This is a genomic window from Vreelandella sp. 162(4c) (genome assembly GCF_058152265.1).
Genome location: NZ_CM176981.1, coordinates 3,252,413 through 3,266,039, shown reverse-complemented (window position 1 = coordinate 3,266,039; position 13,627 = coordinate 3,252,413). Strand labels below are relative to the sequence as shown.

General features: G+C 53.1%; 10 protein-coding genes and 1 pseudogene. 8 read left to right on the top strand and 3 right to left on the bottom strand.

Annotation, left to right across the window (positions count from 1 at the left end; all coding sequences use genetic code 11):
• Positions 1 to 172: 172 nt before the first annotated feature.
• From iolG to AC4EYZ_RS15010, 3 genes are read right to left on the bottom strand one after another with little or no spacing between them, the layout of a single operon-like run.
• Positions 173 to 1,183 carry a bifunctional inositol 2-dehydrogenase/D-chiro-inositol 1-dehydrogenase gene (gene iolG, locus AC4EYZ_RS15020; protein ID WP_474191401.1) on the bottom strand — a complete coding sequence of 337 codons (1,011 nt, stop codon included), beginning with the start codon at positions 1,181 to 1,183 and terminating at the stop codon, positions 173 to 175.
• Between the two features lie 14 nt (positions 1,184 to 1,197).
• Entirely contained in the window at positions 1,198 to 2,094 is an 897-nt protein-coding gene (locus AC4EYZ_RS15015; RefSeq protein ID WP_083007373.1) for a sugar phosphate isomerase/epimerase family protein, read from the bottom strand.
• 53 nt (positions 2,095 to 2,147) lie between these two features.
• Positions 2,148 to 2,972, bottom strand: coding sequence for a TIM barrel protein (locus AC4EYZ_RS15010; RefSeq protein ID WP_474191400.1), 825 nt, complete (start codon positions 2,970 to 2,972; stop codon positions 2,148 to 2,150).
• 393 nt (positions 2,973 to 3,365) lie between these two features.
• Here AC4EYZ_RS15010 and AC4EYZ_RS15005 point away from each other — a divergent pair, with 393 nt between their 5' ends.
• From AC4EYZ_RS15005 to AC4EYZ_RS14970, 8 genes and pseudogenes are all read left to right on the top strand, one after another.
• Positions 3,366 to 4,229, top strand: coding sequence for a MurR/RpiR family transcriptional regulator (locus AC4EYZ_RS15005; protein WP_022521573.1), 864 nt, complete (start codon positions 3,366 to 3,368; stop codon positions 4,227 to 4,229).
• Positions 4,230 to 4,560: 331 nt separating this feature from the next.
• The gene (locus AC4EYZ_RS15000) at positions 4,561 to 5,478 is read left to right on the top strand and encodes a sugar ABC transporter substrate-binding protein (RefSeq protein ID WP_474191399.1); all 918 of its coding nucleotides are present in this window, start codon (positions 4,561 to 4,563) and stop codon (positions 5,476 to 5,478) included.
• 54 nt (positions 5,479 to 5,532) lie between these two features.
• Positions 5,533 to 7,083: a sugar ABC transporter ATP-binding protein gene (locus tag AC4EYZ_RS14995; RefSeq protein WP_474191398.1), complete on the top strand. Its 1,551-nt coding sequence runs from the start codon at positions 5,533 to 5,535 to the stop codon at positions 7,081 to 7,083.
• A gap of 36 nt (positions 7,084 to 7,119) precedes the next feature.
• Positions 7,120 to 8,148: an ABC transporter permease gene (locus AC4EYZ_RS14990; RefSeq protein WP_474191397.1), complete on the top strand. Its 1,029-nt coding sequence runs from the start codon at positions 7,120 to 7,122 to the stop codon at positions 8,146 to 8,148.
• A gap of 133 nt (positions 8,149 to 8,281) precedes the next feature.
• A complete protein-coding gene (locus AC4EYZ_RS14985; RefSeq protein WP_474191396.1) occupies positions 8,282 to 9,445 on the top strand; it encodes a carbohydrate porin in 1,164 nt (387 codons plus the stop codon).
• Positions 9,446 to 9,705: 260 nt separating this feature from the next.
• The gene (gene iolB / locus AC4EYZ_RS14980) at positions 9,706 to 10,512 is read left to right on the top strand and encodes a 5-deoxy-glucuronate isomerase (RefSeq protein ID WP_474191395.1); all 807 of its coding nucleotides are present in this window, start codon (positions 9,706 to 9,708) and stop codon (positions 10,510 to 10,512) included.
• A 104-nt stretch (positions 10,513 to 10,616) separates the two neighbouring features.
• Complete coding sequence (locus tag AC4EYZ_RS14975) at positions 10,617 to 11,360, top strand: sulfite exporter TauE/SafE family protein (RefSeq protein ID WP_474191394.1); 744 nt, start codon at positions 10,617 to 10,619, stop codon at positions 11,358 to 11,360.
• Positions 11,361 to 11,568: 208 nt separating this feature from the next.
• Positions 11,569 to 13,587: pseudogene (locus AC4EYZ_RS14970) on the top strand (type VI secretion system Vgr family protein); the annotation flags it as partial.
• Positions 13,588 to 13,627 lie beyond the last annotated feature (40 nt).

The following is a 13,627-nucleotide window of genomic DNA, read 5'->3' as shown; positions in this document are numbered from 1 at the left end:
TAGGCATTGTTATTAGCGTGTGTTCGACTCAATATAGAATTTATATTCCAAATAATCAATATTTGAAACGCACAATCCGTAATGCTTTGGTTGTACATTCGACAAAATATGACGTCTCAAAAAAAATGGCTCCGTGCAGAGCAGCGGAGCCGTGTATGAGGAGTTTGAACCGTTAGGCGTAGAACGCCGGTCGCTCTGGCATCTCAATTTGTTCGATACCGCCGCTTTCCTGTGCTTTCACACACACATCGCCGGCGATGGCGGCCGCATAGCCGTCCCAGGATGAGGGCCCCTTCAATTCACCAGTGGCTACGCCATCAATGAAGGCTTGCAGCTCGACATCAAATGCCTCACCGAAACGTTTTTTCCAATCCATGAGAATCTCATTGGAGCGCTGGCCAGCCTGGCGAAGCTGCAGTGATTGAGGTTCTGGCAGTCGAGCAATACCCTCTTCACCTACAACATCACACTGAATGTCATAGCCGTACTTACAGTTAACAAATACTTCAACATCAATCCGCACGCCTTTCACGGTTTCAAGCAGTACAATCTGCGGGTCTTTCACTTTGCTGTGGGCATGGCGTGTCTTGCGAGGGAAGAGCACCTGTGCGCTTTTGTAGTCGTCGTCCAACAGCCAACGGAAGGTATCCAACTCATGAATCAGCGTGTCGTGAATCGCCATGGGCGTAACGTAGCGCTCAGGCACTTCCGGGTTGCGGTGGGCCGCATGTACAATCAACGGCTCACCCAGTCGGTTACCATCGATCGCCGCTTTCATCATCTGATAGCCGCTGTCGTAGCGGCGCATAAACCCGACCTGAACAAGTCGCTTATCGGCCTTTATTTCCGCATCAATGATATTTCGACAGCCCTCAGCGGTGGTCGCCAAAGGTTTCTCGCAAAAGACCGGCTTACCGGCTTTAATAGCGGCCAACACATACTCTTCGTGGGTAGGGCCCCATGAAGTAACCATCACCGCATCAACATTTTCGGCGCTAATCAGCGCCTGACCATCTTCATAAACCTGCGCCTCGACGCCCAACCGTTCCACCACTGCTCTGGCCTGATCAAGGTTAACGTCAGTGACCGCGACAATCTGGCCGCCGGTCAACTGTTGGGTAATACGACGGGCATGTTCTTCACCGATCATGCCGGTGCCGATAATTCCTATTTTTACGGACATAATTGTTTTCCTTATTATTTCCAGTATTTGTCGACGTAGCGTTGAATCTCACCACGCATAAAACGATTGGAGGCTTCAGCTCGCTCTTCCCAACCGAATACACAGCTGGAGAGCACACCATCAAAGCCAATTTCATGCAGGGTTTTGAAGAAAACGTCCCAGTCTATTTCTCCCTCCCCCATATCCAGGTGCTGATGGACTCGGGCAGTAGAACCAGGGGGGTTAACGATATAGCGCAACTCCGAAGAAGCTTTGTGGTTAAACGTATCAGCGACACGGGCGTGAACTAACTCACCCTTGGTGGCACGGATGGTGGTCGCCAAGTCGTCACCGTAAAAAAAGCTATGGGGGGCAATATAGGAGCTTTTAATAGCAGGTGAGTTAATGGTTTTAATGATTTCCACCGCCGGCTCCATTGTCTCAATCCAGTCTTCAGGATGAGGCTCAATGCTCAGCGTTAATCCTTCGCGCTCAAGAATAGGTACCAATACATCCATCGAGCGCCAAAAGGCGTTTTCGCACGCTTCCGGAGTATGGAGCCCTGCTCGGTCTGCCTGAGAACGCTCCACTGAACCGCCGCGCCCAAATTCGGAAATCAGCAGTGGATTATCAAGCTCTACCGCCACTTCGATAATTCTTTTCCAGTTATCCATGGCCATTTCCCATTCATCGCGATAGGGGCTAGACCATCGATACATCGGCTGCATGGTGGCAAGGCCAACATCATGCTCTTTCATGGCTTTTTTAAATGACCTAATAGCATCAGGATAAGCACGTGGCCGGGTCCACCACACCATGAAATCGGGGCGGGGAGACAGTTCTATATAGTCGTAACCAAGCTCTTTAGTGAGCCGACAAATTTCTGGCAGTGAGAGGTGCCGATGCATGTGCGGATCGAGGGCGATTTTCATTAAATTCTCCTTGTCTTTATTATTGCGCTTGCAGCGCGATAACAGAGCCAGCGCTAGCCCAGCTGATGCTGAATAAATGCCATACTGTCTCGCAGTGCTGCCACTGGATCTTTCTGTTGATGTACCGATGCGGCAAAAGGCTCAAAAGAGACATACCCGTTGTAGCCACCGCTTAACAAACGCTTAAGTTGTCCTACGTTATCGAGACGATCTTGAGTGCTTACTAGCACGCGATGCTCATCTAACATGCCTTCAAAGGTGACATCGGGATCTTCAAGTCCAGAGATATGTACCAACCCAGTCATATCAGCAAAAACATCAGACTCACTGGCGCCTTGATGATGGAAAGTGTCGTGTACTAGTGAAAAACGCGATGACAGGTTAAGTGCATGGATGACCTCTACCGCTTCGCCTTTAGCCCGCAACGAGGAGACGGGGAATCCAAGGGGCTCAACAAACCCCTGTAGGTCGTAACGACCCAATACTTTATCCAACGCCGTTAGCGCTTGCTCCAGGCCAGCCTTACGCTCTTCGGCACTGGCTCGGTTCTCGGCGTCTACTAGCGGGCAGAGTACAAGCCCTCGCCCACCCGCCGCATGAACCCACTGAGCCAGCTTTTCTGCCTGCCTCTCCCGCTCTTCATTCCAAATATTGAAGGGGTAAAGCGCGTTAATGCTCAAAACCTCAATGCCTAATTCTCGTGCTCGCTGACCAGCACTGCTTGCAGTATCAAGATCAACGATACTGTTGCCACCCACGTCGTTGCGCAATTCTACTGCACCTACGCCCATTTCAGCGGCGGCTTCGATAAGCTGCTGAGGCGTCCAGCGCGGGTTAACCATATGATTCAGCGCGAATTTAATAGAGTGTTGCGCCATGAAAATCTCCAATAGAATGGTTTGGTTGTTTTTCTTAAATAGGACAAAAACGAGCTAAGCTGTAGGGCTAGCCAAGCAATGATGACCAACGTTAAAACGAGGATAGAACATACATTCCAAACAGGCAACATACAGAATATTCGATTCTTTTTATTGTTTGGCATCAACTCAAGTCGTTAGTAATGAAATCAATAATTTATTGTTTTTATTACGCTAATCCTAGACGACACATTCGACCAAAGCAGTACCGTTAAGCTCAAAAATTCTCTTATATGAATTTGTGATGATTTACTTGGTGCTATCGAAAAGCATTTATAGAATTTATATTCCCATTTAACTACGCTATGAATCACTTATACGATGACAACATTAAATGTGACTAGCAGGCGCCCTATGAGCCAAGTACCACAAAGTTTTACAACACTAGAAGAGCGGATCACCGCTGATTACCCCACTCTAAGCCGTCGTTTGCAGCAAACAGCACGGTTTCTATTGGATCATCCTCAAGAAGTGGCCTTTGCGACCGTTGCTCAGCTAGCCCAACAAGCGGGCGTCACGCCCTCAACCCTCATTCGCTTCTCTAATAGCTTTGGGTTTTCAGGCTTCTCCGAGATGCAGCAGCTTTTTCGTGCCCGTCTGTTTGATGAATTACCCAATTACAACGAACGCATCCGTGCAGTACGCACAGCCACAGGTGAAACACCGGACAGCACGCAACTGTTATGGGAATTTGCCAGTGCCAACCAAGAAGCACTTCAACAGCTTCCTGATCGGATTAATCCGGATCACTTGGAGAGCGCGTTGGATATTTTTGAAAAGGCTAACGCCGTTCATGTAATGGGCGCACGCCGCAGCTTTGTGGTCGCTAGCTACATGACCTATGCCCTTCACCATATAGAGAAACCCGCCTTTCTTATGAACGGCCTTGGCGGTATGTACAGCGAGCAGGTAAAAGCGGTGGGTACTCATGACGCGCTACTGGTTATCAGCTTCGCCCCTTACGCTCAAGAATCCCGCGATGTCGCGGAGGAGGCTCATCGAAGAGGCATCCCACTGGTGGTTTTGACAGACTCAAGTCTCAGCCCACTAGTGCGCTTGTCTGACGTAGCACTGATAGTGCACGAAGCGGAAGTAAAGAGTTTTCGAGGACTGACCGCTTCGCTTTGTCTTACTCAGACACTTGCTATTTCACTCGGCGTTCGCCAGGACAAAGCGTTGGATCTGCAAAAAAGCCGCAATCAACCTGACCAGCCTTAATCGCTGCTGCTATCGATACCGATCACTCCCCTCTCTCCCACTTGAAGAGTGCCTGCTTAGCCAGATGCAGCAGGCCTATCAGTCCTCCTTGAAGCCCTCCCTTCCTTGGCTTTTGCACCACGGCTACACAGCGGAAATATTTAGCTTTTCTAGAAATCGACCACTCTCCTGGCGAAAGAAACAAATATTCCATTTATACCAAAGTATGGAATTAAAATTTTGCTTTTGGCGCAAATAGAATCTAAATTCCATACATAGGATATGCGCACTCTTAATTGCCACATCCGAAATGGTGATCAAAACCACAAGAATAATACTCAGGAGAATACCTATGAAACGCCTTCTACTTGGCGCCGCTCTCGCAGCCACTTGCACCACTGCTATGGCTCAATCTATCGGCGTCTCCGTCGCCTGGTTCGATGACAATTTTCTAACCTCCATGCGACAAGCGATGGCATCGGAAGCCGAAGCCCAGGGTTACGAGATTCAATTTTTAGATGCTCAAGGCGATATTGGCCGTCAACTTAGCCAAGTACAAAGCCTTGCCGCCCAAGGAGTGGATGCCATCATTATTAACCCCGTCGATACTGCAGCCACATCGCGTATGACTGGAGAAGCCGTACTGCAGAGCATTCCATTAGTGTATGTAAACCGTGAACCAGAAGGTAATGACTTAGATAACGACGGTGTCGTTTTTGTCGGTTCGGATCAGAAGGTGTCCGGAGAGATGCAGATGAGAGCGCTGGCCGAACAACTCAATGGAGAAGGCAACGTTGCCATCATGCTGGGAGAGCTTTCTTCAGGTGCCACTCACCAACGTACCGAAGGGGTCAAGGAAGTCGCAGCAGAGTACCCCGGCATCGAGATCATCGCCGAGCAACCCGCCGATTATCAGCGCACGAAAGCCATTGACCTGATGACCAACTGGGTAGTGGGTGGCCAAGAGATCAATGCCATTGCCGCCAATAATGACGAAATGGCCATCGGTGCCCTCAACGCTATGCGCCAACTGGGCATCAGTCCTGAAGAAATCATCGTCGGCGGTATCGATGCGACTCGCGATGCAATTGAGTCCATGCAGAGCGGGGAACTGGCCGTCACCGTCTTCCAGGATCCGGTCGGCCAGGGCGGCGGTGCGGTGAAGGCAGCCATTGAGCTAGCCGAAGGTAATGAAGTCGAGAAAACCACGATGGTGCCTTTCCAACTGGTCACCCCCGAGACGCTTGAAGAATTTCTTGCCAATCAATAAGGCGTTCGGCTCGCCTAACGGCGAGCCAGCTTTGATGTTTCAGGAGAAACCAGCATGGCGTCAATGACCGCAGAAGACCTGACTCCCGATAGCGCCGAATTCATTCTTGAAGTAGCCGATGTCCGCAAGGCATTTCCCGGGGTAGTAGCACTGGATAACGTCCAGCTGAAAGTTCGTCCGGGTACCGTTCATGCCCTAATGGGTGAAAATGGCGCAGGCAAGTCGACCCTGATGAAGATCATCGCCGGCGTCTATATTCCCGACCAAGGCGAAGTTCGCTTAAAAGGCCAGCCGTTGGCACTACAGGGCCCGTTGGACGCACTGGAAGCCGGGATTGCCATGATCCATCAGGAACTTAACCTGATGCCATTTATGACCATCGCCGAAAACATTTGGATTCGTCGTGAGCCTCTCAATGCGTTTGGCATGATTAACCACGACAAAATGAACCAGATGACAGAGGCGCTTTTTGAGCGTCTGGGCATCGACATGGATCCAGAAATGGAGGTGCGAAAGCTCACCGTCGCTGGCCGCCAGATGATTGAGATTGCCAAGGCTGTCTCATACGAATCCGACGTACTCATCATGGACGAACCGACCTCCTCACTAGCTGACCGCGAAGTGGAGCACCTATTCAGAATCATTTCTGACCTGCGGGCGCAGGGAAAAGGCATTATCTACATCACTCACAAGATGGATGAAGTGTTCGAGATCGCTGACGATATTTCGGTTTTCCGCGATGGCCAATTCATCCACTCCGCCGCCGCCCGCGACATGACCTCCAACGAGATTATCAAGCTCATGGTGGGTCGCGAGGTAACTCAGATGTTCCCTAAGGAAGAGGTTCCCATCGGCGAGGTGGTGCTGTCGGTCGACAGCCTCTGTTTGGATGGCGTCTTCCAGGACGTAAGCTTTGAGGTGCGCGCTGGCGAGATACTCGGCCTGGCGGGCTTGGTCGGTTCGGGGCGTACCAATATTGCCGAGACGCTGTTCGGTGTGACACCGCCCACATCAGGCAGTATCTACATTGATGGCAAAGAAGAAATCATTAGCTCGCCGCACCAAGCAATGCTGCGAGGCTTGGCACTACTTACCGAAGACCGGAAAGAGACCGGTTTATTTCTGGGTCTTTCAGTCGAAGAGAACATGGAAATGGCCGTGCTACGTGATGGCTATACACGCGGCACTTTCGTCGAACAGAACCGACTTGATCAAGAGTGCGACTCGATGAAGAAGCGCTTGCGAGTCAAAACTCCTTCTATGGAAGAGCGTATCGGCAATCTCTCTGGAGGCAACCAGCAGAAAGTGCTGATTGGCCGCTGGCTTTTGACTAAGCCACGTATCCTCATTCTCGACGAACCTACTCGTGGTATCGACGTAGGAGCCAAGGCTGAAATTCACAAGCTCATCACCGAACTGGTCAAGCAAGGCGTAGCAGTCATCATGATCTCTTCCGAACTGCCGGAGGTGCTGGGTATGAGTGACCGAATCATGGTGATGCATCAAGGCAGAGTGACTGGGTTTCTAAATAGAAGTGAAGCTAATCAAGTCAACATCATGGAGCTTGCCTCATCACCGGTGGAAATGCCGGTTATCGAGGACTGACCTTCCCGGTTACGGGCATTAATGAGGTAGAAAACAATGAACAATACAGTTGAAACCACCGATCAACTGGAGGTGGTCAAGAAGCGTAAAAAGAAGATTCCTACCGAGGTGAGCATCTTCTTAGTGTTGGTCGGCATCGCACTTCTTTTCGAGGTTCTGGGGTGGATCGTGCGCGGTGACTCCTTCTTGATGAATCCGCAACGCTTACTAATCATGATTCTACAGATGTCGATTATCGGCATCATCGCCATCGGTGTTACCCAAGTGATTATCACCGGCGGCATCGACCTCTCATCGGGGTCAGTACTCGCCCTAACGGCGATGGTAACCGCCAGTTTTGCTCAACAGTCAGACTATCTCCGCGCTGTCTACCCGGCACTCACCGATCTACCCTGGGTATTACCCTTATTGGCCGGGCTCTTGATCGGCGCCCTGGCAGGCTTGATCAATGGCGCCTTAATAGCTTTTGCCATGATTCCCCCCTTCATCGCCACCTTGGGCATGATGGTGAGTGCGCGGGGTATGGCTCGCGCTTATACCGATGGCCAGCCGGTGAGCATGCTTACCGATCAATTCACCTGGATTGGTTCAGGGGCCAACCCTGTGATCATTTTCCTGGCGGTAGCAGTGCTCTTCCATATCGCGCTGAAGTACACCCGCTATGGCAAATACACTTACGCCATTGGCGCCAACCCCCAGGCGGCTCGCGTCTCTGGCATCAATGTTCGTAGGCACCTCATTATGGTCTATGCCATTGCTGGCCTTCTGGCGGGCTTGGCCGGTGTCGTGGCATCTGCTCGTGCGGGTACAGGACAAGCGGGTATGGGCCTGATGTACGAGCTAGATGCCATTGCCGCAGCCGTGATCGGAGGGACGAGTCTAGCGGGGGGTGTCGGGCGCATTGCTGGCACGGTGATAGGTGCACTGATTCTTGGGGTAATGCTCAGTGGCTTCACCTTTTTGGGAGTCGACGCTTACTACCAGGACATCGTCAAGGGCGCCATCATCATTGCAGCCGTGGTCATCGACCAATATCGCCAACGTCGTCGTCTAAAAACCGCCTGAGAGCAGCCTTCCATTGCATTTAAGGGGTATCAAAGATGCCCCATCTCATCCTTGCATCAGCGTTATTCAAGAATTTCAGCACATTATTAATGGTAAACATGAAATACAACAACCATAAAAAGGAAGACTTAACATGCCAGTAGCCCAATACAAAAAACTCTTGCTAATAGCGGCTATCTCAATGGGAATGGCCACATCGACGATGGCAGCTTTAACTTATGAAGATGAGCGAGGCTCGCTAAGTTTTGGGGGCGATGTAGAGCTAGATATTAATGCCTATAACGAGCATGAAGGGGGCGTTTCTCTTTTTCGAGGCCAATCAGGCGAGTCCCTTGGTCGCGATGATCGCTTCAACCAAGACGGGCGGATACTGTTAGATATTAGTGGTGAGCGCCATCATCAAGGAAACTTTGCGCGGTTCAAGTTACAGCCGCTCTGGGGTACCAGTGGTAATGCTGGTTTGGATGATGCTTGGCTGGCGGTAGGTAGTGAGCGAGGAACCGAGGTTAAAGTGGGTCGTTTCGAAGCCTTTAATTTATTCCCGCTGGGGCATGATATTTTTATTCAGTACAGCGGAACGACTTCGGATAGCCTCTACAGTGACGGCCAGAGCTATGTCTATCAGGCTCGTGAAGGGCGAGGGCGTGGTGATTCAGGGCAGATTGCGCTCAGCCATCGTTTTGGTAATGACTTCTATGCTGAAGTCGCCACACTGATGGGCGATCGGTCGGGCCTTTTTGATGGCGATACGTACCATGGCTACCGCATTGATGATGATACTAAGAGTGCCGCTATCGTTCGCCCGGTAATTGCTTGGCAGCCTGGTGACTGGTCATTTGCGCTGGGTATGGAGACCAATGTGGTCAGCGACTCGGTAGTTGACGAGCGGGGAGCCGATATTGGCGACCGGACGGGTTACGGCGCCACAGCCTCTTACAATGGAGGTGATTTAATCGTCAATTTCAGTTTGGCTCACCTAGAGGCTCACGAAGAGAGCAATAGTTCCATTGGGGTAAATACCATCTGGAACAATATTGGTCTGGGATATATTTATGCACGCAACCAGATTGATGAAGTGAATCCCAACATCGACGTCGACCAAGATATGTTAACCCCCGAAGGGCGGAATGAGTCGAATACGGTTTATACGTCCTACCGATTTGCTAATGTGCTGGGGTTGAATGACTTCGATACTTATATCGGGGCTTACTACAGCTACGTTGACCATGAGAATGATATGAATAGCAGCGATACTGATCGCTATGGTGCCCGAATCCGCTTGAAATACTTCTTCTAACCGGTTCGAACGTTCGCTCTGTTTTGATCTTTGCGCCCAGCTATTGGGCGCTTTTTACTTTTTACCCTGATGACTGAATGGCTAATGATTTACCTCACCATATAAAAATAAAAATTCTAATACTCGGCATATATGGAATTTTAATTCCATAGATACTAAACTCTTGAGTATTGTCACTAAGACCCGCGCCGGATGCTTTTGAGCAGTGTCATTCCGGCAACATCATCCGCAGTGGATTACCCTAAAAGAGGAGTGCAGGCATGTCATCGCTACTCGTTCGCCCCACCCCCCCTGATGAGCAGGGCACTATCATCGAGGTTACCCCGGCCTCCGCTGGCTGGAAGCACGTTGGCTTTCGGGTGCATAAACTCGCCAAGGGCCAACGCCTGGAGGCCAGCAGCGATGATCAGGAAGTCTGCCTGGTGCTGCTCACCGGTCGCGCCAATGTGGTCTGCGGCGAGCACCGCTTTGAAGATATTGGCCAGCGCATGGATATTTTTGAGCAGATTCCGCCCTATGCGGTTTACCTGCCTGACCATGTTAGCTACGCGGTGGAAGCGACAACGGACTTAGAGCTAGCCGTGTGCGCCGCCCCAGGGCATGGCAATCACGCCCCAAGGCTCATCGCCCCGGACAGCATCAAGCAGAGCACCCGAGGCCAGGGCACCAACACCCGCCACGTACACGATATTCTGCCGGAAACCGAACCCGCCGATAGCCTGCTGGTCGTCGAAGTATTCACACCCGCGGGCAATTGGTCGAGCTACCCGCCGCATAAACACGATGTGGATAATTTACCCCACGAATCATACCTGGAAGAGACCTACTACCACCGCATTAATCCTGAACAAGGGTTCGCCTTCCAGCGCGTTTACACCGATGACCGCAGCCTAGACGAGACGATGGCGGTGGAGAACGGCTGCTGCGTGTTGGTACCCAAAGGCTACCACCCCGTGGGCGCATCCCATGGCTACTCGCTCTACTACTTAAATGTGATGGCGGGGCCCAAGCGGGCATGGAAATTCCATAACGACCCGGATCACGAATGGCTGATGAACGCTGAATAGATCGACTCTTCGCCCGCTAACGTTTTTCTAATGCTATGCTAACTAGCCCCGCTGATGTGGGGCTTTTTTGTGCATTACCTTTAATAAAAGACCATAGAGGCCCTATGCTCCCCGACTACTCCGTCATCGCCTGGTTGTTAATTGCATTTTCCGTTTACCTGACCGGCGTTTCAAAAGGTGGCTTTGCGGGTGGCTTTGGTACGCTCTCAGTGCCGCTCATGGCGCTGGCGATCAGCCCCGCCCAGGCAGCGGGCTTACTACTGCCGCTACTGCTGGTGATGGACGTGTTTGCGGTGAAAGCATGGTGGGGCAAGCAGGACGCCACTGAGGTCTGGCGCTTTGTGCCGGGGCTGTTTATCGGCGTGACGGTAGGGACGCTGCTGTTTGGCAGTTTGAGTGAACAGGGCTTACGCCTGACTCTCGGCGTGATCACCCTGCTGTTCGCCGCTTACATGTTGCTCAAGCCCGTTGCCAAGAAACCGATCTCCCCCCGTTGGGCTTTGCCAGCGGCAAGCGTTTGCGGCTTTACCAGCTTTATGGCTCATGCGGGCGCGCCGCCGCTAAACGTTTACCTACTGCCGCGCAAACTATCGAAAGAGACCTTTATTGCCACCTGTGCGGTGACCTTTGCCGTAGTCAACGTGATCAAGCTAGTGCCCTATATGTGGCTTGGCGAAATCAACGTCACCAGCGCCTGGGCATCGCTGCTGCTGGTGCCCATCGCCTGGATCGGCGTGCGCAACGGCCTCTGGCTGCAAAGCCGGGTCAACGAAACGCTGTTTTACCGGCTGGTGATTTTTGCCATGTTTTTAGTCGGTTTTAATCTGATTTGGCAGGCGCTGAAATAGGGTGGTATTCAGTACGGAGTGCAGCTCATTTTTCATACGATCATCCTTTAAGCGTTTAAGCTGTAAGACATCGCTTAAATTTTTGTAAGAGATCTCTTACAAACGTGTAAGAGATCCCTGTCACTTGCCCTCCAGCCCTTGCTCTCTGGCCCCGGCTCGCTATCCTGACCGTTTCTCATTTACTGGTAATGATCCAAGGAGCGGCGTGATGGCAGACGGCACAGGCCTACAGTTTACCCTGACCCTACCCGGGGCCGCTGACACCGCCGTGGTGCGCTTCACCCATCGCGAGGCGCTGTCTGAGCCGTTTGCGCTCTCGGTTGAGTTTGCCAGCCGCACCCACGACCTGTCGCCCAGCGACTGTTTGGATCAAAACGCCACCCTGACCATTTGGCAGGACGGCGAGCCGCTACGTCGTGTCCATGGCATGGTCGCTGAGCTTCACCGCGGCGACAGGGGACACCGGCGCAGCTTCTACCGGGTAGAGATTCGTCCGGCGCTATGGCGGTTATCGCTGCGCCATAACTCGCGGATCTTTCAGGACACCTCGCCTTTTGACGCCATCACCACCCTCGCCAGCGAACGCAGCCTCAACGATATCGGCTTTGCCACCACCCGCACGCCCCTTGATCGTGAATTTCTGGTTCAGTACCGCGAGACCGACCTGGCCTTTATCGAGCGTTTAGCCGCCGAAGAGGGCTGCTTCTATTTTCATGAATTTGAAAATGCCGAAGGTGGTAAACACCAGCTGGTGTTTGCCGATGCCACGGTGGTGCTGCCCAGCGTGGGCGAGCGCACCTACCACAGTCGCGCCGGGGGCACGCCGCCCCGACGCCACCTGCGTAAATTGCGTCAGGCCAACCGGGTGCGCCCTGCTTCGGCGATGCTCAAGGACTACACCTTTAAAAACCCGCCCTATGCGCAGATCCACGAGCACCTCGCTCCCAACTTGGGCGAACACGCCCAGCGGGAGGATTACGAGCACTTTGACTACCCCGGCCGCTATAAGAAGGACGCGTCCGGTAAGCCCTTTACCCGCCACCGCTTAGAGTCCCTGCGCGCCGACGCCACCACCGCTGAAGCGGAGAGTGATCTGCCTGAGCTCGCCCCCGGCGTCTGCTTTACCCTCACCGACCACGATATCGATAGCCTTAACCAAGCATGGCAGGTGGTCTCGGTGGTTCACCACGGCGAGCAGCCCCAGGCCCTGGAAGAGGACGGTATGGCCCGGGGAAATAACGGGAGCAGTGCCCAGTCAGGCGAGCTGATGACCCGCTACCACAATGACGTGGTGATCATGCCGAAGGATCAGACTTTCCGCCCGATGCCCAATCCCAAACCGCGGGTCGATGGGCCCCAGGTGGCCTTTGTGGTCGGCCCCGAAGGCGAAGAGATCTACTGCGACGAACACGGCCGGGTCAAGGTGCAGTTCCCCTGGGATCGCTACGCCGAACCCAACGAGACCGCCAGCTGTTGGGTACGGGTGGCTCAGGGTTGGGCAGGCGGTGGCTACGGCAGTATGGCGATCCCCCGAATCGGCCACGAGGTCATTGTCTCGTTTTTAGAGGGCGACCCCGATCAGCCGCTGGTCACCGGGCGCACCTACCACGCGGTGAATACCCCGCCCTATCCACTGCCGGCCAACAAGACCCGCACGGTGATCCGCACCCAGAGCCATAAGTCGGAAGGCTTTAACGAACTGCGCTTTGAGGACGCCACCGGCGAAGAGCAGATCTGGCTGCATGCCCAGAAAGACCTGGAGCTGCTGACCCTTAACGACCGCACCGAGGAGATCCGTCGGGACAGCCACCTCAAGCTGCACCGCAACCGCTTGAGCGAAATCCATAACGACGACCACCTCACCGTACACGGCAAGCGCTACACCCAGATCAAGGGCGATGACCACCTCCAGGTCGATCAAACCCGCCATGAGGTCTACGGCGAGGCGCAACTGGTGGAGACCGGCCGCGAGCTGCACCACAAGGCGGGCAGCCAGATCGTGTTGGAAGCGGGTAGTGAGATCACCCTTAAAGCCGGGGGTAGCTTTATCAAGCTCGACCCCGGCGGCGTGACCATTGTCGGCCCCCAGGTCAAGATCAACTCCGGCGGTAGCCCCGGGCGCGGCCAGGGCCACGCCATTGTGCTGCCCCGCTTACCCGGGGAAGCCGAGCCCGAGGAGAGCGAGGACGTCACCCTCGAGCCGCACCAGGCACCGCTGCTGAGCAGTGAGATTGCCACCGCGACCCCGCTAGCGTTAGACGATATCG